The sequence below is a fragment of the Brevibacillus formosus genome, from assembly GCF_003013405.1.
Taxonomy (GTDB): Bacteria; Bacillota; Bacilli; order Brevibacillales; family Brevibacillaceae; genus Brevibacillus; species Brevibacillus formosus.
The window spans coordinates 1-21,422 of sequence record NZ_PXZL01000045.1 but is presented as its reverse complement, the minus strand read 5'-3'; the positions used below and the strand labels follow the sequence as shown (position 1 = coordinate 21,422).

Here is a 21,422-nt window from a genome sequence, read left to right as displayed (position 1 = left end):
TGAAGGACGCATGAGTGTACATGTAGGCATGATCGGCGTAGGTGGAATCGGGCAGCATCATCTAAAAGGCTTGTTGGCGGACGAAAGGGTAAAGGTCGTTGCAGTGTGCGACGTGAACCAAGAGGCGGCTGCAGAGACTGCTGAGCGCATTGGTGCGCATGGCTACACCTCTTGGCGTGAGCTAGTAGAGTCAGAAAAGCTGGATGCTCTGTTTGTGTGCGTCCCACCTTTTGCGCATGAAGAGATTGAGGAAACGGCGGCGGCGAAAGGGATTCATCTGTTTGTGGAAAAGCCAATTGGGCTGGACATACAGAAAGTGAGCGAAAAGCAAGCAGCGATTGAAAAAGCAGGGATTATCACCGCGACTGGCTATTGCCTGCGCTATCTCGATATCGTGCAGGAAGCGAAAGCGTACTTGGAGGGCAAGTCGATTGCACTCGTCCGCGGTCATTATTTGACCAAGTTCGTTACGACACCTTGGTGGAGGGAAATGGGCAAGTCAGGTGGACAGCTTGTCGAGCAGGCGACACATACGCTCGACATGATGCGGTATTTGGCCGGAGATATCGAGAAGGTATATGCGCAGATGGCCTTGCTCGTCTCGCGTGACATTCCAAACATCGATATTCCAGACGTGACTTCCATCAGTATGGTGTTTCAGTCAGGGGCACTAGGACATCTGGATACGTGCTTCATCCAGCCGGATCACCGTACGAATGTAGAAATCTTGGGAAAAGATTTCCGCGTCATGATAGACGGAAAGCAATTAGCGATCATGGATGAGCAGGGAACACGTACGAAAGTGAGCACGGTGGATATGTACGTGGAGCAAGATCGGGCGTTTATCACAGCGATTGTGACAGGGGATCGCAGCTTGATTCTGTCGCCGTATGAATCAGCGAGAAAGACGCTAGAAGTAACGTTGGCAGCGAATCAATCGGCACAAGAAGGAAAGCCGGTTAGAATTTCGGGAAAAGGGGAGTGAGGCGCATGGCTTTTCAAAAGGGAATCAATGCTTGGTGCTTCCCAAAGGAAACGAGCGTGCAAGAAATGTTTCGCCAGGCGAGTGCACATGGTTATCAAGGGGTAGAACTGAATTTGGACGAGGGAGATGCTCCCTTTCATCTAGAGATGACAGAGCAGGAATTAAAAGGGCTGGCAGACGAGGCTCGCGAGGTCGGTTTGGAGCTGCCAAGCGTCTCTACTGCCCTTTTATGGAAATATCCGTTGACGCACAATGAGGAAGCAATCCGCGAGCAAGGCATCCGTGTCGTCGAGAAAATGATAGAGGCGGCGAGCATTTTTGGTTCACGGACTGTCCTCGTCGTTCCGGGACTCGTGACGGCTGAGGTGTCGTATGATACGGCCTACGAGCGGGCCCGTGAAGCATTGCAGCGCTTGGCGAAAAAGGCAGAGCAGCATCAGGTATACATCGGGGTAGAAAACGTATGGAACAAATTTTTGCTCAGTCCGCTGGAGATGGCCCGCTTGATCGATGAAGTAGACAGTCCTTGGGTAGGCGCTTATTTTGATGTAGGCAACGTGTTGCAATTCGGTTTTCCTGAGCAATGGATTCGCATTTTGGGCAAGAGAATTCAAGCCATTCACGTCAAAGATTTCAAGACGACAACAGGTAACATCACGGGTTTCGTGCCGCTTCTCGCTGGCGATATTCCATGGAACCGTGTGGTGGAAGCATTGCGTGAGATCGGGTACGACGGCTACATCATTCCAGAAATCTCGCCTTACAGCCAATTGCCAGAGCAATTGATCGCTCATTCGTCCCAAGCGTTGGACGCCATTTTTCAAACGTGAATGGACAACAAGGATGTGACGGAAGATGAATCAAGACAAACCATATGCCATCGGGATTGATCTGGGTGGCACGAAGATCATAGCCGCGATCGTCGACCAGTATGGCAACATCCTCAGTCAGGCGAACGCAGCGACCCAAACAGAAGAGGCAGCTCAGGCAGTCATCTGCCGTATCGGTGATTTGGTGCAGACTGTCCTAGACGAGAGCGGCATCAATCTCTCACGTATTCGCGGGATTGGGATTGCAACTGCGGGAATCATTGATACGCAGCGCCAAATGGTCATTTTTGCGAGTAATCTAAACTGGAGCGATGTCCCGATCGGCGCGATGCTTCAGGAGCGGTTTGGTGTAGCCGTGCAATTGATCAATGATGCCAATGCAGCAGCAGTAGCAGAATGGGCGTTTGGAAGTGCGCGAGGCACGAAAGACTTGATCTATGTAACGGTCAGTACGGGAGTTGGTGCTGGCATTATTAGTGGAGGACGGCTGATTACAGGTGTTGGCGATAGTGCTGGTGAGTTCGGGCACATTTCACTTGATCCCGAAGGACCGCTGTGCGCGTGCGGGAATAGAGGCTGCCTGGAAAATTACTCGTCTGGGCTGGCTTTGGCAAGCAGGGCAAGGGAGCAGCTTCTACAGGGTGTTACAAGCTCGCTGCTTATTGAAAATGGGAATGACCTGAGCAGGATAACGGCTAGAGAGGTCGGAGAGGCAGCGGTACTAGGAGACTTGCTCAGCATGACCTTGATGAAGGAAGCTGGTTATTATCTCGGGGTCGGACTGACCAACCTGATCCATCTGTTCAATCCGCAGGTGATCGTCATTGGTGGCGGTGTGATGAAGAACGGACAGCTGCTGCTTGCGGAAGCGAAGAACGTCATTCGCGAGCGCTCTATCTCTCGGATGGCAAACCAAGCGAGCATCCAGCTGACGACAATTGGAGCCGAAGCAGGTGTGCTTGGTGCAGCAGGCATGTATTATCCGTCCGAGCGTGAAATGGTTGAAGTATAACGGAATGATAGTACGAGAAGCCGATGTTTGGTAGACATCGGCTTTTTTCTGTTCCCTGTGCAGTACGAGTCATAGGAGCCTAGACCTAGATTCTATCTATTGGTAAAATATTGATGGAAAAATTTTCACATAGAGAGACTAACGGAGGGGTACCATGGCAGATGCCAAAACAGCAAAAGCAGCGAAGAAGCCCGGATTTTTCAAAGAACTCCTTACTTTTTTATTGGTAATTGCCATCATCCTCGGAATTGCTAGCGGTGCTATTTTCTATTTATCTGGGAAAAACCTTGATGATCTGCTAGGATCGAGACCCGTAGCGAAAAAGGAAACGAATCAGCCTGCACTCGTAAATCCGGTGTCTACAGGTCAGGAAGCGGGCGCAAATCAGCAGTCAAATGCTGTACCTGTTTCCTCTGAGGGAAATGGTGCAACAGACGCGGCGATGCCAGCGGCTTATCCTGTAGGAACGGCGGGTCAACAAAGCAATGGCGAACCAGCACTTCCTATCCAAAAGGGATCGCTAAAAGGTACGATTACGTGGCAGTATAACGATTTTGTTGGGACAAAGCCAGACGTGAATGCGAAGATTTTTTTAATAAGGAAGGATTTTGATATAAATACAATTACCGAGATGGAAGAGAAATTGTTCATTTCGATTGAAGCTGCTCCTAAAGGGTCGGGATTGTATACTGCAAAAGCAAATGGATATGGGAATTACGAGATTGGGAATGTACCTGTTGGAGAATATTACATCATCGTTGTCTCGGGAAAAACTCACCGTGACATTCGCCAGCCAGTAGATGAATATTTTACAAGTATCTTCACGCCTTACGTGAGGAATTGGGAGGACTTTACACTGTTAACTCTGGGAACGAATAAATATGAGTTCTCACTCATTACAATCGAAGAAAATCAAACACTCGATTTCAGTCATGATTTTGGTTATACGTTCTATTAATCTTCTTTTGGCCTTTAGACTCATAGGGTTTTCCACCGCGATTCATGTATCATTAAAACTATGGCACGTTTTGGCAGGAAAAACAGGTCAAACGTAATAGAATTTGTGGGTAAAGGGGTCGCAGCATGAAGGGAAAAAACAAAAGCATCATGATCGTCATGGCTCTGGTCATCGTCGCATTGCTGGGTTACGCAGGCTATCGTTTCTTTGGTCCTGTGACACTGGCGGAAGGATATTTGTACGAAGACGATACACGTATGCTATACACGAGTATCACGGTAAATAACGAGAAAGTAAATGTAGAAATAACAGATTCCATTGTTGAAACGGAAGACAGCATCCCTTTTTTAAAAACCGAGTCGATCTTGCTAGAGGGAACACTGGATGGGAGGCAGCTGACTCTCAAAAATCCGGCAACTGGTCAGGATATCATCGGTACAATAAAGGGTGACGAGCTCCAATTTGACGGGCTGCTTATGGAGGAAAATAAAGGACAGACGAGTCTTGTTGCCACAAATAAAAGCACGTACGAAAGCAAATTGGCCATTCTAACCAAGCGCATCAACGAGGAAGCAGAAGTAAAAAAGAAAGCAGCAGCAGAACAGCAAGCCAAAGAAAAAGCACGTGTCGATTTCGCGAATAAAGTAAAACAGACAGGAAAGCTGGAGGCTGATTTGATTGAAACGGCAAAGTATTTGGACGAGCTGCAATTTACGGATGAAGCGCAGTTTTCAAACGATCAAATAGCGGAGCTGCAAAGACTGTTGGAAGAGATTCGCACCTATTCGACGCAGCCAGGCTTGAGCAAGATGGAATTCGAGGTTATGCAAGGAACGCTGGGCAGTATGAAGGTGTTGGTCGATGGGATGAACACCATGGATGGCTCGATCCAGGATAAAAACAAAAACATGCAGGAAATGATCGCCATCATGGAGACCGACATGAAGGATATCCAAACGATTTGGGCGGAAATCAAAGCGAGCGTGCCGGATGCCGAGAAACGGGAAAAAGCAATCAATGCGGCCATCAAGACGGCGACTGATTCCATCGCGCAGGCGAAGCAGCGCCAAGGCTCGGTAGACAAAAGCGGACAAGCAAAAGTGAAAGAAACCGCGAACGGCCTGTATCAACAAGCGGTAAATGTACTGAATCAGACAAAAGCAAAGTATGGTTTTTAGACAGGAATAGGGCTCTCATTCGAGAGCTTTTTTCCATTGGAGCACCCTTATCGTTTTCAGGTCGGAAAAATTGTATTATTCTTATAGTATTACTGAGGGATAACTTTATTAAGGCATATTTTCCAGGAGGAGTACGATGAGCGTCTACCAGAACATTACCGAATTGATTGGAAATACGCCGATTGTTCGATTGAGGCGCATGGTTCCTGAAGGAGCAGCAGAAGTTTTTGTGAAGCTGGAGAAATTCAATCCGTCCGGGAGTGTGAAGGACCGCGCTGCCTACAATCTGATTTTGACGGCTGAGCAAGCGGGACTGATTCAACCGGGGGATACGATCATAGAGCCGACGAGCGGCAATACCGGAATCGGCTTGGCGATGAATGCCGCCGCAAAAGGCTACCGCGCGATTTTGGTCATGCCTGACAATATGTCGAAGGAACGAATCAATATATTGAAAGCGTATGGGGCAGAGGTTGTCTTGACACCGAGTGAGCTGAGGATGCCGGGGGCGATTGCCAAAGCGCAGGAACTGCAAAAAGAGATTCCGCGCAGCTTTATTCCTCAGCAATTCGAGAATCAGGCGAACCCGGACATCCATCGAACGACGACAGCTGAGGAAATTTTTGCGCAAACGAATGGTCGACTGGATGCATTTGTTGCCACAGCTGGGACGGGCGGAACGATTACCGGTACAGGTGAAGCCTTGCGGGAAAAGCTCCCGGAGCTGTATATTGCTGTCGTCGAACCAAAAGGCTCCCCGGTTCTGTCTGGAGGAAAGCCTGGTCCACATAAACTGGTCGGCACGAGCCCTGGTTTTGTTCCACAAATCCTCAACACAAGCATTTATAATGAAATCATACAAATCGCAGACGAAGACGCCCTGCAAAGCATGCGGCAGCTTGCGGCGTTGGAAGGGATTCTCGTCGGCCCTTCATCGGGTGCCTCGGTCTTTGCTGCCATCATGATTGCCAAAAGGCTGGGAGTGGGGAAGCGGGTCGTTTGCATTGCACCTGACACCGGGGAGCGGTATTTGAGTATGAATCTTTTCTAATTAGGAGAAAAGGCGATGAGCAACGAAAAACACGCGCTGATCATCGGCGCAGGCTTGAGCGGGCTCGCATCAGCGCTTGCCTTGATGCAAAAGGGCTGGCAAGTAACGCTTTATGAGCAGGCACAGGAGCATAAAGGCATCGGTGCTGGAATCGTGTTGGCTGCCAATGCCATGAAGGCATTGGATAAGTTGGGAGTTGGACAGGAAGTACGCGAGCTGGGAGCAGCTGTCCGCTCAGCACGGATTCGCGACTGGAAGGGAAATTTGTTGGTTGAGCTGCCTGTCGCGGAACAAGCAGAACGGTACGGGGCTGACAGCTACTTGATTCATCGGGCTGATCTACAGCAGGCACTTTTGGCAAAAATCTCGACGCATGAATTGGTTTTAGGCAAGCAGCTCGTCTCTTTTTCTCAAGAAAAGGAAAGGGTTCATGCCGCTTTTGCAGATGGGTCAAGTGCACATGGGACGATTCTGCTCGGAGCGGACGGGATTCACTCCCGTGTACGAAAGAGCTTGTTCGGTGAAGATTCGATGAGATACTCCGGGTATACGGCGATTCGCGGAATTGCTACTTACCAAGACCCTCGTTATCCACTGGAATCAGGGGGAGGCTTTGAAGCATGGGGTAAGGGAATTCGTTTCGGGTTTTCCCATATCGGCAACAATCGAATACATTGGTTTGCCGCTATCAATGCACCTGAGGGAGAAAACGATGGGCCGATGGGGCGGAAGCGAGAGACGTTGCGCCGACTGGACGGCTGGTATGAACCAGTACGTGCAGTGATTGAGGCGACAGAGGATGCAGCCATCTTGCGGCATGATATTTACGACCGTGCACCACTCAGGAAATGGAGCGAGGGCCGGGTTACCTTAGTAGGCGATGCGGCACATCCGATGCTGCCGAATCTGGGGCAAGGGGCGGGTCAGGGAATGGAAGACGCACTCGTGCTGGCCAGATGCTTGGCAGATAACGGCACGGACTCGGCTCACGCTCTGCGCATGTATGAAGAGAAAAGGAAGAAGCGGGCGAATGCGATTGTGAAAGGCTCCCGCTTGATGGGGGCAGTCACCCAATGGGAAAATCCGCTCGCCATCGCGGCTCGTCATTTCCTGCTAAAAACGATCCCTGCCCGTATCCAGAGCAGAAGACTGGACTGGATTGTCGGACACGAGGTGTGAATACGGCGGCAGAAAAAGTCGAAAGGCANNTGCCTTTCGACTTTTTCTGCTTATTGATGACGTGCCTGATAGGCAAGCAACGCTGCAATGAATAACTGACCGGTTTGAATCATGGAGCGCTCATCGACATCGAATTTGGGATGATGATGCGGATACGTCGCCTGAATCTCCGGGTTGCGACCACCGACCATGAAGAAGGTAGCGGGGCGCTCTTGGGCAAAGTAAGCAAAATCCTCTCCGCCCATGCCAGGTGGGATGTTCAATACGCGCTCCTCACCAAAAATACGTTTGGCTTCCGCTACAAATAGCGGAGTTTCTGTCTCATCGTTCCAAGTAGCTGGGTAGCCGCGTTGGTACATGATTTCGCAAGTAGCGCCGACTGCCTGGCAGCTGGCTTCCACGATACGTTTCAGAGATTGCTCGACAGCCACCCTCACTTCCTCGTCATACGTGCGGACGGTTCCCTTGAGCCTCACTTGATCAGGAATGACGTTGAACGCTTCGCCCCCGCCAACGAAGGAGCAAACAGACAGAACGACTTGTTTCAGCGGATCTACCTGGCGGCTGGCAATCTGCTGCAAATTCATGACAACCTGACTGCCCAATACGATTGGATCAACGGAGGTATGCGGATAAGCACCGTGTCCGCCTTTTCCGTACAAGACGATCTCAAAGCTGTCTGCTGCTGCCGTAACGTAGCCATGACCGATCCCGACAGTGCCTACGGGAAGCTCGGAGGCAACATGCGCGCCATATACGACATCTACCCCTTCGAGACACCCCGCCTCCACCATGGATTTGGCGCCACCAGGTGGCAGTTCTTCTGCGAACTGATGAAGGAATACCACATTTCCTGGGAGCTCATCGCGGAATTCGCTCAACACTTGTGCGACTCCCAAAAGTCCGGAGGTATGTATATCGTGACCGCACGCGTGCATGACGCCTGGAATACGAGACTTATACGGTACTTCTTTTTCATCTTGAATGGGCAAGGCATCGAAGTCAGCGCGCAACGCAACTGTTTTTCCAGGCTTTCCACCCCTCAAGAGACCGACAACACCCATGCCGCCGACACCGGTTTTTACTTCTATGCCAAAAGAAGCCAGCTTGTCTGCTACTTTCTTCGCTGTGTTTTCCTCCTGAAAGGAAAGCTCGGGATACATATGCAAATCACGTCTGAATGTAACAAGCTCTGGATAAATCTCCTGTAGCCGGGCAAACAGTTTTTCTTCCATCGAACCCACTCCTTTTTCCTAGGGAAAGAGATTGGTATTTCGTATTCGCTTTATTATAAAAATATTCGGAATCATAATTCAATGTATGATTTCCAGAAGTATAATGAAGCTGAATTCATATTATGTAGACATTTCCAGTAGAAATCTCTAGAATATTAGAGAGACATGTTCAAAAAGTCGTGTTTTTAGTACAACTGCGTAATCAAAAGACGACTTTTTGAACAGATGGATTGAGGAGATTATGACGAGTCCACACCCAAAAAATCCCAGAGTTCTAATCATTATGCTCGTTTCTAGCATCCTTGTTTTGATCTTGACTTGTGTGAGCATCGCGATTTCCTATTTCAATACGATTCAATCCGTCCGACTCTCCATTGCGAATCAAAGCATGAAAGCTGCTTCTGTAGTAGCAGACAGTCTGGATGTTGACGCGTATCAGGAGTTTTTACGAAATCCGGTAAAAGAGACCGCCGCCTATAAACGAATCGAACAGCAATTGAATCAAGCGCGTGAGCAGTTCGGTTTGCTGTATTTATACACGATTCAAGTCAGTGAAGACAGGCAAAGTGGTCGCACGATGATCGTCGCAAGGCCTCCAAATGCGAAGCAAAATTTTGATATCGGTAATCCTATTGTTCTATCTCCTGAGCACATTGAAATGATTTACAAAGGATCATCAGCGTACTACTCAGATATTATCAGAGATCCAGATTACGGGGTCTACATGTCTGCGGGCGCGCCGCTTAGAGATAGAGAAGGAAAAATCATCGGAATCATCGGAGTAGATACGGATTTAGCCATCATCGAGGACATTGGAAATGATGTCGTTCGTAGCAGCGTTCCTGTTTTTGCGATTCAAGGTTTGTTTGTCGTTGTACTGATCTTTCTGGTTCTTTGCATGGAACGCTGGTACCAACGCGCCATAAAGGCAGCAGTTGGCGAGACGGAAGAAACCTATCAGGATGAATTGCGCTCAGTCATTTGCTCGATGCGCTCCATACGCCATGATTTCGTCAATCACATGCAAGTGCTCTACGGTTTGATCGAATGCGGATATTATCCAAAAGCACGAGATTACGTGCAGTCGTTGCTGAAAGAAACCAAGCTGTTGGACCTCACCGTGAGGTTTGCGAATCCTGCCTTAATGGTATTGCTTCACACCAAATGGGAGCAGGCTAAATCCAAACAAATCGTGATGCAGTTTGAAGAATGCTCTGATCCAATCGATAGCATTCCTTCCATTGATCTGATCAAAATTTTATCGAATCTTATTGATAATGCGATTGAAGCGGCTGAGTTAGCGGATGGGGAAAAGCGAGTCAGCATTTATTTTTGCTGTGATGAAGAGCACGTTATTTTCCGAGTGGAAAATACAGGACCCGAAATAACGCCAGAACAACGTGCACGTATTTTCGAGAATGGCTATACAACGAAAACAGAGAGAAAATGTGGTGGGCGCGGAACGGGTCTGACGATCGTAGATTCAGTTGTTCACAAGTACAAGGGGAAAATTGAGGTTTGGTCCGAGCGGGGAATCACGAGGTTTACCGTCCGGTTGCCAGTGAAGTAGGCTCGTAACGAAAACGATTCTAGGATGATAAGAAAAAGCCGTCAGATAGTTGACGGCTTTTTGCTTTTGCGAGTCGCTATGCATGGTGTCCTGGCGCAGGCTGCGCTACTTGGCTTTCCTGTGCTTGAAATGGACGTGAAATCGAGTAAAAGGCAAATCCGAATGAAATCAGGACAAACACGGCTCCAATCCACGGCGTGTAGATGACGGATGATCGCTCGACGACGAGACCGCCAGCCAGAGAGCCAAGGGCGATACCTAAATGCTGGGCAGAGGTATTCAAGCTTAATTGAATGTCTGCGGTAGCAGGTGAGCAGGAGATCAAATAGTTTTGTTGTGCTGGCGAGATGGCCCAGCTAAGCGCACTCCAGATGACCATGATCGGCAAGAACAAATAAAGCGAGCCTGTAAAAAACGGCAAGACACACATGATCAAGCCGAACACTGGAATGATGAAAAGAATGCTCTTGGTTGCTCCCCACTTGTCAGCAATCCAACCGCCAATACCACCGCCTGCAACGGCAGCAATTCCGAACAAGAGATAAATCCAGCTAAGTGCCGTTCCGTCTACATTCATCGTCGTTTGCAAATAAGGGGTAAAGTATGCATACAGCGTCAAGTGACCTGTCAGCATTAACAAAACGATAAACAAGGCGCTGAATAGCTTGCCGCTGCGGAGGGTAGTTATTTGATCACGCAGCGGAATCGGCGGTGGAGTTTGAACTTTTGGCAAAAACATAAGGATAAAAATCATCGCAACGATACTCAGAGCCGCAATCAGCCAAAACGGGGCACGCCATCCGAAGGCATTCCCCAGAGCCAGTCCAACAGGGACGCCGAGTACGAGCGAACCGCTAATCCCCATGAAAATAATGCCAATGGAGCGGCCACGGTAAGCAGGTTCCACAAGACTCGTTGCAATGGTAATGGACAGCACAATCAGGACGGAACTGCTTGCTGCGCTCAAGATGCGCGCCATCATTAATACAGCGTAGCTCGGACTAAGTGCCGCGAGCACATTACTCAGGAAAAAGGCTGCTAATGCATACAAGTATAGCTTTTTGCGCTCGACACGCCTCGTAACATGCAGGAGCAGAGGAGCGGCAACAGCAAAGGCAAGCGAGAAAATGGTGATTAATTGTCCGGCGGCGCTAATTGATACCTGAAGATCACGAGCAATCAGATCGAGCGTACCACCGATAATCAATTCCACCGTACCTACAACAAAGGTAGCAATCGCTAAGATGAAGACACGTGGATTCAAAACAATAACTCCTCTCAAGTAAAAAAGGTTACTACCATAATAGTAACCTTTTTGGTCTTGTGCAACTAGAAATTTCTCCATACAAATAGAAAAGACTCTGGCAAAAGCCAAAGTCTCAGGGATTCTCAGTATCGGAGGCGGATGATCATTTTGCGGATTTCTTCATCGTCAAACAGTTGATCCACATATTTTTGGGTGATTTTTGTCAGTGCGACATCATGGTAAAAAGAATCGGCAAAAAATTTGACGAACGGTTGACCGCGTGTCTTGATCGCATGCCAGCCTGTGTCCTCCTCGCCAGCAAAAATCATTTCATCTTGGTCCGCTACGATTAACTGATAGCGCTCCAAGCCTTGATGCTCTTGCACAGGGATAAAGGAATGAACACAGGAAAGCTTGGTGTTAATCTGCCCGATCACCAATGCTTCGATCTCTACGCCTTCCTTTTCTTTCGTCTCCAGTAGGGGTACGTATTCTAAAAAATCATCGGACCAGGCGGAGATACGAATAGACCGAGTCGCTCGTTGGATCAATTGTTTGCATTCCGCGCGGATCGATTCGTCAACCTTCAGGCTCCAGACTCGGTCATCGCGCACGGTTTTATGAGAAAGGGAGCTGGTCAATTTTTTGACGTCCGTTTGAAATTGGCGGGTCAGCTTTTCGACCAGGCTGTCCAGGGGAAGGGCTGTGTACCGCTTTTTCTTTTCCGATATGGTGTCAAGGACCATCCCCTTTTCTACCAGACGATTCAACACCTCATAAATTTTGGCTTTTGGCACCCCCGAATGCTTCACGACCATTGCCGCATCGAGAGGCTCGCCGCTAGACGCCAACGCTTCATAAACTTTACTCTCATACAGAGAAAAACCAAATGTTTGCAGCATCAAAATCCTCCATGGAAAACACGAGCATTTTTATTCGATCGTACCGATAATCGAGTTGGTTTGCAAGAAAGAGGAGGGGAGAAAGGAATATTTTATCGAAATGTATCGAGTTTTTTCGACAAAATTCGCTAATCTTTCTGTAGGTCTTTAGGCAGTAGACACACCAAGCATATATCAAATCGAGACCCTTTGTATAAATGATTAGCCGAAAATTCGGCACTTGTTCCAAGTAGGTCGATAGCCTTATTGAGCAATTTCTTTTGAACGTGAAGGTTTTTTTGTCGAAGGAAAAAATTTGGCAAAGATTACGTATCACGTAATAATTAAGAATAGTCGGAATTGGGGGTTTAATTTTTCCGATGCATCACAAATAGATAGAAAAAGAGGGTGAACCGCAGTGAAGAAAAGCAAAAAGCTCTTATCCGTTTTATTTTCCTCCTCACTCGTGCTCAGTACTTTCGTGGCTGCACCTGCAACGGGTTTGGCCAAACCAAAAGAGGACAAGCATGATCTGCATGTAGATTTGTCCACTGTTAACCTGGAGCGACTGATTAAAGGGTTAATGGAGCAAGGAATCATTGATGAAGACGCCGATCAGGAAGAGATTGACGAGGCGTTGCTCGAGTATTTGGAAGACAAAAAAGTCCCGCACGGCATTGATGAATCGTCTTCTTACGGTAAGGAAGCGAGCAGAGGACAGCAGGCAGTATTGGCTGAGGCTGTGCAGAAAGTAGCTGAGATGGAGGACGGCGATGAATTGCGCTCTTCCAAACGACTACATACGGATAACATCGTTGTTGCTCTTGTCGAGTTCCCCGACAGGGAGCATAACCAGCTACCAAAAGTGAATGACTCGCTTTGGACGGAAGACTTCAACGAGAAGCATTACAAAGAAATGCTGTTTGATCAGAAGGGGTACGAAACTCCTGAAGGAATCGGCATGACAACGATGGCGAAATACTTCTATCTGCAATCGGGAAGAACGTGGACCGTTGATGGTGTGGTAACACCATGGCAAATGGCAGAGAATGGCTACAAGTATTATGGAGAAAACTCTAAAACTGGTGATGATTCCAATCCGCGCGATCTGGTAATCGAGACCTTGGCGGCGGTTGGGGAATCTATTGCTGGGAAAGAGGAATTGTACGATCAGCGCGATCCGTATGATATCGATGGTGATGGAGACCTGATGGAGCCGGATGGCAATCTGGACAACCTCATGCTCGTTCATGCAGGGATCGGAGAAGAGACAGGGGAAGATCCAGATGCGATCTGGTCTCACCGTTGGACCTTGAAAAAACCAGTGGATATTCCAGGCACAAGCCTCAAAGCGTTTGATTACATGATCCAGCCTGAAGATGGCGCACCAGGCGTATTCACTCACGAATACGGACACAATCTCGGTTTGCCAGACTTGTATGACACGACAAGAGCCGGAAAAGATTCGCCAGTAGGCGCTTGGTCCCTCATGTCGTCCGGCAGTCATACAGGTAAAGTATTCCAAACCGAACCTACAGGCCTTGATCCTTGGTCCAAAATGGTTCTGCAACAAATGTTTGGCGGCAACTGGATTTCTCCGACTGTTCTGGACTACAAAGATTTAGAAAAACGCAAGAAAACGGTTCCGCTCATTGATGCGAGCAGCACCGAGAAAAACGGAAAAGTCATCAAGCTGAATATGCCGAAAGTTGAAAAGAAACCGCCGGTTGAGCCAAAAGATGGTGGTTACGCATACTTCTCGGATGAAGGCAACAAACTTAACACCAAAATGACTTCCGATGTGATCGATTTGACAGGGGTCAGCTCCGCAACGATGAGATTCGATTCGTGGAGAAGCATTGAGGAAGGCTATGACTACCTGTACGTTAATGTGATCGATGCAGATACAGGTGAGAAAAAAGAAGTACAAAAATTCGATGATGTAACAAATGGCTGGGACAAAGAAGAAATCAGCCTGAATGAGTTTGTTGGCAAAAAAGTGCAAGTTGAGTTTAACTATGTGACGGACGTCGCTTACGTATTGGACGGCTTCTATCTTGATAACTTTGAAGTAGAGGCAGATGGACAAGTCATCTTCGCGGATGATGCAGAGGGTGAGAAGAAGTTCAAATTGGATGGCTTCATCCACTTCGATGGAAAAGGCAAATTGTACGATGCGTACTACTTGGTTGAGCTGCGCTCTCATGAAGGAATTGACGCTGGACTGAAGTACTTCCGCCGCAATGACTCCTTCTTCACGTATGATCCAGGTATGGTGATCTGGTACTTCGATGGTCGCTTTGAAAGAACACGTGACAACAATACGAGTCAGCATCCAGGCTACGGCTTGCTAGGTGTAGTAGATGCCCATCAAGAGGTGCGTTACTGGAACAATGATGAGGGTAACAAAAGCGCAATCGCAGACTCTCGCTATCAGGTGAACGATGCTGCGTTTAGCCCGAACCAAACATCCGGTATGGATCTGGATTACATCTATGGAACGATGCAATACGATCCGTTGAAAGGCGTTAAGGAGTTTGACGACAGTGATGATTACTCGATGCCGGAAGTACCGGAAGTCGGAAAAATTCTGCCGCAAATCGGTTTGCAAATCAAGCTGAAAAAGGTAGACAAAAAGTTCACGGATGCCTCGGTTGAGTTCTCCATTGACAAACATTAATGAATAAGCCAAAAGACGCCACACAGCGCCAAGCTGATGTTTGGCGTCTTTTGCGTTTCTATGATTACTGGTCTAAGCTCGACTGCATCGAAATAGGCTATAACAATGAACGACAAGCTGCCTGATCTGATTGCGCGTAAGAAAGGCAACCTTTTGTACAGGCATAGGAATCGCGCCCGGCAGCAAGGGGGGATCAATCATGCTGCATATTGTCGCTTGCATTAAGCAGGTGCCGGACACCAAAATCATCAAGATGAATCCGAAGACGAATACCATGGATCGCGCCAGTGCGCCAGCCATTCTCAACCCGTATGATGCACATGCGGTGGAGGAAGCCGTTCGTTTGAAAAATCGATATGGGGGTGTGGTCTCCGTCGTCACAATGGGACCGCCGCCAGCGGTGAAGGCCATTCGGAAGTGCATCGAGATCGGAGCCGACGCAGGCTATCTGGTAACGGATCGTGCATTTGCCGGAGCAGACACATTGGCGACCAGCTATGCAATTACCAAAGCCATTGAGAAGATTGCAGAAAGCCAGCCAGTCGACCTCGTCATTTGCGGGAAGATGACCATCGACGGTGATACGGGACAAGTCGGACCGGGAGTGGCCAGACGGTTGGATATTCCGCCGCTTACATGTGTGAAAAAAGTAGTGGAGATAAACAAAGAACAAGGTTACGCCATCGTGCATCGAAAGCTGGAGGATGGTTATGAAGTCATTCAGTCGACCTTGCCTTGTTTGTTTTCCGTGGAGAAGGAGATTAACGAGGTCCCTTATTCTCCGTTGCCCAACATGCTTCGAGCTGCTCGATATAATCCTGTTGTCTGGTCCGTCGATGACTTGGGGGATATCGATCGGACACAGTTAGGTCTGAAGGGCTCTCCTACCATCGTTGCAAAAGTTTGGCCCCCAGAGAAACCAAAGGGTGGCGAAATGCTCGAAGGAAGCGCCAGCGAGCAAATCGCACGCTTGATGGAAATATTGCACGATAAACAGCGACTGTTTCGGGTGAAGGAGGAGCAGATATGAGTCTGGATGATTTTCGTGGCATCTGGGTGTTTTTAGAGGTGAGTGAAGGTCGTATCGCCCCTGTATCACTCGAGCTGCTGGGGGCGGGGAGACAAATGGCTGACAAGCGAGACGTGCCGCTTGCTGGCTTGTTAATCGGAGATGGAGTCAAGGACTTGGCCCGTACGGCGTTTCCATACGGTGCGGACCAAGTGTATGTATACGATCACAAGATTTTTCATGATTACCGAACCGAGTCCTACATGCGAGCTGTCATCGAATGTGTCCAAAAGCACAAGCCGGAAATTATCTTGTACGGGGCGACTTCAACGGGAAAAGATTTGGCTAGCGCTGTTGCAACGGACTTGGAGACAGGGCTGACCGCCGATACGACCATGCTCGATGTGAACGCGGAGACAGGGTTGTTGGAGGCGAGCCGTCCAGCGTTTGGTGGTAACATCATGGCGACGATTTTGTGCAAAAAACATCGACCGCAAATGGCGACCGTTCGGCCAAAAGTCATGAAAGCACTTGAGCCAGACGAGTCACGAACAGGAGAGATCATAGAAGAAAGCATGGAGCTGCGTGAAGAAGACATTCGCACAAAAGTACTGAAAATCGTCCGGGAGACGAAGGAAAAGGTGCGGCTGGATGAGGCGGATGTGATCGTCGCTGGCGGCAAGGGACTCGGAAGCAAGGAAGGCTTTGCGCTTATTCATCGCTTCGCAGAACGGATCGGGGCAACCGTCGGGGCCAGCAGAGATGCGGTGGAAGCAGGCTGGATCGGTCATGAACATCAGGTCGGACAGACGGGAGTGACGGTCACGCCCAAAATTTACTTTGCCATCGGCATATCGGGAGCTATCCAGCATTTGGTCGGCATGCGCAACTCAGGATTGATCATTGCCATCAATAAAGATCCGAATGCACTCATCTTCCAGTCTTGTCACTACGGTATTGTCGGTGATGCCTTTGAAATTGTGCCATTGCTCATTGAAGCATTCCAAAAGGAGCCGGACAAGGAGGTAACGTATGGCTGAGAAATTTGATGTAATCATTGTCGGAGCAGGTCCGGCTGGAACAGCTTGTGCTTATACGCTTGCCAAAGCGGGTGTAAATGTTCTGTTGATGGAACGCGGGGAATATCCGGGTTCCAAAAACGTTATGGGAGGTGTTTTGTATCGCAAAACGATGGAAGACATCATACCAGAATTTTACAAGGAAGCGCCTGTTGAACGGCCGATCGTCGAGCAGCGGTTCATGATGCTTGATAAGGAATCAGCCATTAATTTCAGCTATAAGGGAATGGAGTGGGCCCAGGAACCCTATAACAATTTCACGGTGCTGCGGGCGAAATTTGACCAATGGTTTGCAGATAAAGCCGTACAGCAGGGAGCACTTTTACTCAATGAAACCGTCGCTTTGGAGTGCATTGTTGAAAATGGCAAGGTAGTCGGCGTGAAAACAGATCGACCGGATGGAGATCTATATGCCGATGTTGTCGTTCTGGCAGACGGCGTCAACTCCTTGCTGGCCAAATCGTTAGGTTTCCACAAAGAGTTTCGCCCAGATGAAGTAGCGCTCGCTGTCATGGAAGTACTGAAGCTGGATCGCAAAATAATCGAGGATCGCTTTAACCTAGAGGGCGATCACGGTTGTACGATTGAAATTTTCGGGGATTCGACCAAAGGGATTTTAGGGACCGCGTGGTTGTATACGAATAAGGACAGCTTGAACATTGGGGTAGGGACGATGCTCTCGGGTCTGATCAAAAATAAGATCAAGCCGTATGAGTTGTTGGACTATGTCAAGAATCACCCGATGATTCGACCTTATATCCAAGGGTGTGAACAGCAGGAGTACTTGGCGCACCTGATTCCCGAGGGGGGATATCGTTCCATTCCCAAAATTGTCGGCAATGGTGTACTTGTCGTAGGAGATGCTGCTCAGCTCGTCAATGCGATTCATCGAGAGGGATCGAATATGGCAATGGCATCTGGTGTCATGGCGGCGGAAACGATCTTGGCTGCAAAAGAAGCAGGGGACTATTCCGAAAAAATGCTCGACGGATACCGAATCAATCTGTTGAACAGCTTTGTCGGTCAAGATTTGAAAAAGTACAAGGACGCCACGCATCACTTTGAAAAATTCCCGCAGTATTTCGAAAAGTATATTCCGATGATGAATAAAGCGGCGAGTCAGATGTTCACGGTTGATGGAAGCTCGAAATGGAGCAAGCAAAAGAAAATATGGAGCGATCTCGGCTCTGCGAAGGACAAATGGAAAATGGCGCGTGATTTGATGAATGCGTGGAGGGTGATGAAGTGATGCAGGATCTACCGAAGGGCCAGTCAATCGAGGAGAAACAGTATCTCGTGCGCTTCAAAGCGGATACGGAGTCACATCTGCATGTGCTCTCCGCAGATGTTTGTGCGACGCAATGCCCTGATAAGCTCTGTACAATCTTTTGTCCTGCGGAAGTATACAAATGGGAAGAAGTGCGGATGCATGTCGGTTACGAAGGGTGTCACGAGTGTGGGAGCTGCCGCATTGGTTGCCCGTATGAAAATATCAAATGGGTGTATCCGAAGGGTGGACACGGAATCATCTTCAGACTCGGGTAATGGGCGGCGATGAGCGGTGATACAAGTAGGCGATCTGGTCGTATACGTAAAGGATGGCGCAAAGGGAGTGGTCATTCATATTGAGGAGGACCGTTTCCAGATAAAGTGGGAAGATGATTTTGTCAGCTGGGAGAAAAGGGAATGGCTACTAACTAGTCAATTGGAACATGGCGATCTTCCAAAACAGAAAGAACAGCGGGAGTAAATTCCCACTGTTCTTTTGTTTTGAGTGAATTTGACAATTAGTTATGGACGGTATAAGGATAGACTCGAGCAAAAGACCCCTCGATTCGAAAACAGCCGAGAACTGGTTGGGGAGAAGCGAGTGAAACGATGAGATACGCGGCCTCCGGGTAATGACAGAAAGCAATATCTTCAGGTGACGGAATGGGAGGGGCTGTAGGGTGGGAGTGATAGATCCCGACCAAATGCTCCCCGCGCAACGCCATTTTGTGGAAAACGTGTTGAATTTGCTTGGGGTCCATAGCGAAAGCCACCGGGCTTTTCAATATATTTTCCATTCGCCAAACCGTTTGTGCACTCCCATTTCTACCGGAAAGCAATCCACACGTTTCATTTGGCTTCTTCTCAAGGGAATCTCGGATGATCTCATCCCAGACTGCACGGGTCATGGAAAAGGGGGTCTCTAAAAGATTAGCCCTGCCAACGCCTGCCGCAGCATCCTCCACTCGTTTTAGTCTGGACGGACGGTTGAACTCTGTGAACCGGACCGGATTTTGGCAAAGGTGATGGCGGCATTCGACGCTGGGCAGGTTGGACGGGGCGTTGTTGACGCTGTTGGTACAGTGCACGCATTTGTTCAGGTGTCATGGTTTTTTCCTCCCTTTCTGGACTGTACTATGTTGTATTCAGTATGGATGCACATGGTAACGGCTCTCGCACATTTTACTTTTTCAGCGAAATGGGTTGAAGGCGTTGGCATTTGGGGGATACATCGGCATTTTTACCGGTGTGGGAGTTACTTGTTGTGTGCTGGAATCGGAGCTTGGCATAAATTGGGTGCTTGCTTGGAATGGAGTGTTTTGTTGGAATGGAGTGCTTTGTTGGAATGGAGTGCTTTGCTGGAAATGGCTGAAGGCTTTATTGGATCGAGTTTCTTTTTGCGTGAATTCTTTGATGATTTGTTTGTATTTTTCTTCGTTGTTCTGGAACTCTTTCACCATGTTTTTGAGTCCGGCTATCGTCTTCTTCATTAATTGCTCCTGGGATGTAAACTCTTCAATGACTTTTTCTTTTTCCGTTAAAAGAGTGTCATATTTTTGAGTTGTTTTCTCCAGCACTTCGTTCCATTTATTTTTTTGAACAGAGGCGTTCGCGAGCTTTTCGTCGGCTTCCTTGGCTTGTTGTTGAAAAGCTTTGATCAGATCCTGTGCCTCCGCTAATTGCTGTTGTGTTTCTTTTAATTCCGACTGGAGACTCTTAACGATGTTTTGTGTTTGTTGTATTTCTTCGTCGCGTTTTTGGATGCTTTGCTGTAATTCTTGCTCATGCAGGGAATGTGATTCGGCCAGCTTTTTATAATCAGCGACGAGCTGATTGTTCGTTAACCGTGCCGCTTCCATCTCAAGCAGAGCTTCCGTTAATTGTTGAGAAGTCTCTTCGTGCTTTGCTGTCCAACTTTGTTCGAGATCTATTGCTTTTTGCAACATCTCTTGGCGGGTGGCTTCTAGCTCTTGTTCTTTCATGTGCAAATCTTGTTTTTGGGCTTCGAGTTCTTTCTCCTGAGAGAGTAGTGCCTGCTCCAGTGTGTTAAGTTCTTGCTCCCGAGTAAGCAACTCCTGTTCACGAGTGTGTAGGGTATGCGCTTGAGCGTGAAGCTCCTGCTCTTGGTTGTGTAGCTCTTGATCTCGCGTGTTCAGCTCTTGTTTCATCGTGAGTAACTCTTGCTCGTGGGAATGGATTTCCTGCTCTTGAGAGAGAAGCTCCTGCCCGCGAAGCTGCAACGCTTGCTCTCGGGACTGAAGTCCTTGTTCTTGAGCCTGTAGCTCTTGGCTCTGAGTCAAAAGCGCTTGCTCCCGGGAGAGGTTGGCTTGTTCCCAATCCCGAAGCCCCTGTTCATGGGTCTTGAGCTCTTGTTCTTGAACCTGCAACGCATGTAAATGAGCTTGTAGTTCTTTTTCTTGGGCATGTAGCTCTTGTTTAAAATTGTTTAGTTCTTCTCCCCGTGCTTGAAGGTCTCGCGTCTGCTCGAGAAGTTCTTGCTCTTGCGTCTGAAACCCTTGCTCGAAAGCGAGCAGCTCTTGTTCTTTTGTCTGGAGGTTATGATGCTGAGAGTGAATTTCTTGCCCGCGCGTTTGCAGCTCTTGCTCGAGAATGTAAAGGTCTTGCTCTCGAGCTTGAAGGTATTGCGCCTGGGTGAGAAGGTCTTGCTCTTTCGTCTGCAGGTTATGAGTTAGAGATTGTAGGTCTTGGCTTTGCGTCTGAAGCTCATGTTCGAGACCGAGAAGCTCTTGTTCCCGTGAGTTGAGGTCTTGCGTCAGGGAATGTAGCTCTAGCTCTTTGGAGGTGAGCTGTTGTTCTTTCGTCTCGAGGTTATGCGCTAGAGAGTGAAGTTCGTGCCCTTGTGTCTGAATTTCTTGGTCGAGGACGCGAAGGTCCTGTTCCCGTGAATTGAGGTCTTGCGTCAGAGAATGCAGTTCTAACTCTTTGGAGGTGAGCTGTTGTTCTTTGGTCTCGAGGCTATGCTTTAGGGATTGAAGTTCTTGGCTTTGCGTCTGAAGCTCTTGTTCGAGAACGTGAAGGTCCTGTTCTCGTGAGTTGAGGTCTTGCGTCAGGGAGTGCAGCTCTAGCTCTTTGGAGGTGAGCTGTTGTTCTTTGGTCTCGAGGTTATGCGCAAGGGATTGAAGTTCTTGGCTTTGCGTCTGAAGCTCTTGTTCGAGACCGAGAAGTTCTTGTTCACGCGAATTGAGGCCTTGCGTCAGGGAGTGCAGCTCTAGCTCTTTGGAGGTGAGCTGTTGTTCTTT

Annotated in this window: 20 protein-coding genes; 14 read left to right on the top strand and 6 right to left on the bottom strand. The window is 48.5% G+C overall.

Translation table 11 applies throughout. The features are described from left to right. The first annotated feature begins 10 nt into the window (after nucleotides 1-10). The 7 genes from C7R91_RS28415 to C7R91_RS28385 all read left to right on the top strand — a co-directional run bounded on the left by C7R91_RS28415 (nucleotide 11) and on the right by C7R91_RS28385 (nucleotide 7,193). On the top strand, nucleotides 11-985 hold the full coding sequence (locus C7R91_RS28415) for a Gfo/Idh/MocA family protein (RefSeq protein ID WP_047071110.1): 975 nt from the start codon (nucleotides 11-13) through the stop codon (nucleotides 983-985). 5 nt (nucleotides 986-990) lie between these two features. After that, complete coding sequence (locus tag C7R91_RS28410) at nucleotides 991-1,815, top strand: sugar phosphate isomerase/epimerase family protein (protein ID WP_047071112.1); 825 nt, start codon at nucleotides 991-993, stop codon at nucleotides 1,813-1,815. 25 nt (nucleotides 1,816-1,840) lie between these two features. Further along, complete coding sequence (locus C7R91_RS28405; protein WP_047071114.1) at nucleotides 1,841-2,827, top strand: ROK family protein; 987 nt, start codon at nucleotides 1,841-1,843, stop codon at nucleotides 2,825-2,827. A 154-nt stretch (nucleotides 2,828-2,981) separates the two neighbouring features. Then, nucleotides 2,982-3,785, top strand: coding sequence for a hypothetical protein (locus tag C7R91_RS28400; protein ID WP_047071115.1), 804 nt, complete (start codon nucleotides 2,982-2,984; stop codon nucleotides 3,783-3,785). A gap of 125 nt (nucleotides 3,786-3,910) precedes the next feature. Beyond that, on the top strand, nucleotides 3,911-4,963 hold the full coding sequence (locus tag C7R91_RS28395; protein ID WP_047071117.1) for a hypothetical protein: 1,053 nt from the start codon (nucleotides 3,911-3,913) through the stop codon (nucleotides 4,961-4,963). Nucleotides 4,964-5,099: 136 nt separating this feature from the next. Continuing rightward, nucleotides 5,100-6,014 carry a cysteine synthase A gene (cysK, locus tag C7R91_RS28390; RefSeq protein ID WP_047071119.1) on the top strand — a complete coding sequence of 305 codons (915 nt, stop codon included), beginning with the start codon at nucleotides 5,100-5,102 and terminating at the stop codon, nucleotides 6,012-6,014. A gap of 15 nt (nucleotides 6,015-6,029) precedes the next feature. After that, a complete protein-coding gene (locus C7R91_RS28385) occupies nucleotides 6,030-7,193 on the top strand; it encodes an FAD-dependent monooxygenase (RefSeq protein WP_047071120.1) in 1,164 nt (387 codons plus the stop codon). 50 nt (nucleotides 7,194-7,243) lie between these two features. Here the strand turns inward: C7R91_RS28385 and C7R91_RS28380 are convergent, their stop codons facing one another. Continuing rightward, entirely contained in the window at nucleotides 7,244-8,428 is a 1,185-nt protein-coding gene (locus C7R91_RS28380; RefSeq protein ID WP_047071122.1) for an amidohydrolase, read from the bottom strand. A 241-nt stretch (nucleotides 8,429-8,669) separates the two neighbouring features. On the opposite strand from C7R91_RS28380, the gene C7R91_RS28375 reads away from it, so the two are divergent. Further along, on the top strand, nucleotides 8,670-9,998 hold the full coding sequence (locus C7R91_RS28375) for an ATP-binding protein (RefSeq protein ID WP_047071124.1): 1,329 nt from the start codon (nucleotides 8,670-8,672) through the stop codon (nucleotides 9,996-9,998). Between the two features lie 76 nt (nucleotides 9,999-10,074). Here C7R91_RS28375 and C7R91_RS28370 read toward each other — a convergent pair whose 3' ends face one another. Together C7R91_RS28370 and C7R91_RS28365 are read right to left on the bottom strand one after the other, a co-directional pair. Then, nucleotides 10,075-11,262 carry an MFS transporter gene (locus C7R91_RS28370; RefSeq protein WP_047071125.1) on the bottom strand — a complete coding sequence of 396 codons (1,188 nt, stop codon included), beginning with the start codon at nucleotides 11,260-11,262 and terminating at the stop codon, nucleotides 10,075-10,077. Nucleotides 11,263-11,387: 125 nt separating this feature from the next. Further along, nucleotides 11,388-12,146, bottom strand: a complete 759-nt coding sequence (locus C7R91_RS28365) for a TrmB family transcriptional regulator (RefSeq protein WP_047071126.1) — start codon at nucleotides 12,144-12,146, stop codon at nucleotides 11,388-11,390. 397 nt (nucleotides 12,147-12,543) lie between these two features. Here C7R91_RS28365 and C7R91_RS28360 point away from each other — a divergent pair, with 397 nt between their 5' ends. From C7R91_RS28360 to C7R91_RS28335, 6 genes are all read left to right on the top strand, one after another. Further along, nucleotides 12,544-14,805: an immune inhibitor A domain-containing protein gene (locus C7R91_RS28360; RefSeq protein ID WP_047071128.1), complete on the top strand. Its 2,262-nt coding sequence runs from the start codon at nucleotides 12,544-12,546 to the stop codon at nucleotides 14,803-14,805. 199 nt (nucleotides 14,806-15,004) lie between these two features. Then, a complete protein-coding gene (locus C7R91_RS28355; RefSeq protein ID WP_047071129.1) occupies nucleotides 15,005-15,835 on the top strand; it encodes an electron transfer flavoprotein subunit beta/FixA family protein in 831 nt (276 codons plus the stop codon). Then, a complete protein-coding gene (locus C7R91_RS28350) occupies nucleotides 15,832-16,854 on the top strand; it encodes an electron transfer flavoprotein subunit alpha/FixB family protein (RefSeq protein ID WP_047071130.1) in 1,023 nt (340 codons plus the stop codon). The genes C7R91_RS28355 and C7R91_RS28350 overlap by 4 nt, the downstream gene beginning before the upstream one ends. Beyond that, a complete protein-coding gene (locus tag C7R91_RS28345) occupies nucleotides 16,847-18,142 on the top strand; it encodes an FAD-dependent oxidoreductase (protein ID WP_047071132.1) in 1,296 nt (431 codons plus the stop codon). The genes C7R91_RS28350 and C7R91_RS28345 overlap by 8 nt, the downstream gene beginning before the upstream one ends. Further along, the gene (locus tag C7R91_RS28340; protein WP_007726971.1) at nucleotides 18,142-18,438 is read left to right on the top strand and encodes a ferredoxin family protein; all 297 of its coding nucleotides are present in this window, start codon (nucleotides 18,142-18,144) and stop codon (nucleotides 18,436-18,438) included. Before C7R91_RS28345 ends, C7R91_RS28340 begins: the two co-directional genes overlap by 1 nt. A gap of 16 nt (nucleotides 18,439-18,454) precedes the next feature. Continuing rightward, a complete protein-coding gene (locus C7R91_RS28335; protein ID WP_047071135.1) occupies nucleotides 18,455-18,643 on the top strand; it encodes a hypothetical protein in 189 nt (62 codons plus the stop codon). A 37-nt stretch (nucleotides 18,644-18,680) separates the two neighbouring features. Here the strand turns inward: C7R91_RS28335 and C7R91_RS28330 are convergent, their stop codons facing one another. The 3 genes from C7R91_RS28330 to C7R91_RS28325 form a co-directional block, all read right to left on the bottom strand. Beyond that, on the bottom strand, nucleotides 18,681-19,070 hold the full coding sequence (locus C7R91_RS28330; protein WP_047071137.1) for a M67 family metallopeptidase: 390 nt from the start codon (nucleotides 19,068-19,070) through the stop codon (nucleotides 18,681-18,683). A gap of 22 nt (nucleotides 19,071-19,092) precedes the next feature. After that, entirely contained in the window at nucleotides 19,093-19,269 is a 177-nt protein-coding gene (locus C7R91_RS29860) for a hypothetical protein (RefSeq protein WP_206767967.1), read from the bottom strand. 83 nt (nucleotides 19,270-19,352) lie between these two features. After that, nucleotides 19,353-21,422: coiled-coil domain-containing protein (locus tag C7R91_RS28325; RefSeq protein WP_502527967.1), on the bottom strand; the 2,070-nt coding region annotated here is incomplete at its 5' end.

Coding starts and splice junctions, on each gene's coding strand:
- C7R91_RS28350 (WP_047071130.1), top strand. CDS start 15,832: ATGAGTCTGGATGATTTTCGTGGCATCTGGGTGTTTTTAGAGGTGAGT.
- C7R91_RS28410 (WP_047071112.1), top strand. CDS start 991: ATGGCTTTTCAAAAGGGAATCAATGCTTGGTGCTTCCCAAAGGAAACG.
- C7R91_RS28415 (WP_047071110.1), top strand. CDS start 11: ATGAGTGTACATGTAGGCATGATCGGCGTAGGTGGAATCGGGCAGCAT.
- C7R91_RS28365 (WP_047071126.1), bottom strand. CDS start 12,146: ATGCTGCAAACATTTGGTTTTTCTCTGTATGAGAGTAAAGTTTATGAA.
- C7R91_RS28355 (WP_047071129.1), top strand. CDS start 15,005: ATGCTGCATATTGTCGCTTGCATTAAGCAGGTGCCGGACACCAAAATC.
- C7R91_RS29860 (WP_206767967.1), bottom strand. CDS start 19,269: ATGACACCTGAACAAATGCGTGCACTGTACCAACAGCGTCAACAACGC.
- C7R91_RS28345 (WP_047071132.1), top strand. CDS start 16,847: ATGGCTGAGAAATTTGATGTAATCATTGTCGGAGCAGGTCCGGCTGGA.
- C7R91_RS28380 (WP_047071122.1), bottom strand. CDS start 8,428: ATGGAAGAAAAACTGTTTGCCCGGCTACAGGAGATTTATCCAGAGCTT.
- C7R91_RS28405 (WP_047071114.1), top strand. CDS start 1,841: ATGAATCAAGACAAACCATATGCCATCGGGATTGATCTGGGTGGCACG.
- C7R91_RS28330 (WP_047071137.1), bottom strand. CDS start 19,070: ATGACCCGTGCAGTCTGGGATGAGATCATCCGAGATTCCCTTGAGAAG.
- C7R91_RS28340 (WP_007726971.1), top strand. CDS start 18,142: ATGCAGGATCTACCGAAGGGCCAGTCAATCGAGGAGAAACAGTATCTC.
- C7R91_RS28385 (WP_047071120.1), top strand. CDS start 6,030: ATGAGCAACGAAAAACACGCGCTGATCATCGGCGCAGGCTTGAGCGGG.
- C7R91_RS28395 (WP_047071117.1), top strand. CDS start 3,911: ATGAAGGGAAAAAACAAAAGCATCATGATCGTCATGGCTCTGGTCATC.
- C7R91_RS28400 (WP_047071115.1), top strand. CDS start 2,982: ATGGCAGATGCCAAAACAGCAAAAGCAGCGAAGAAGCCCGGATTTTTC.
- cysK (WP_047071119.1), top strand. CDS start 5,100: ATGAGCGTCTACCAGAACATTACCGAATTGATTGGAAATACGCCGATT.
- C7R91_RS28375 (WP_047071124.1), top strand. CDS start 8,670: ATGACGAGTCCACACCCAAAAAATCCCAGAGTTCTAATCATTATGCTC.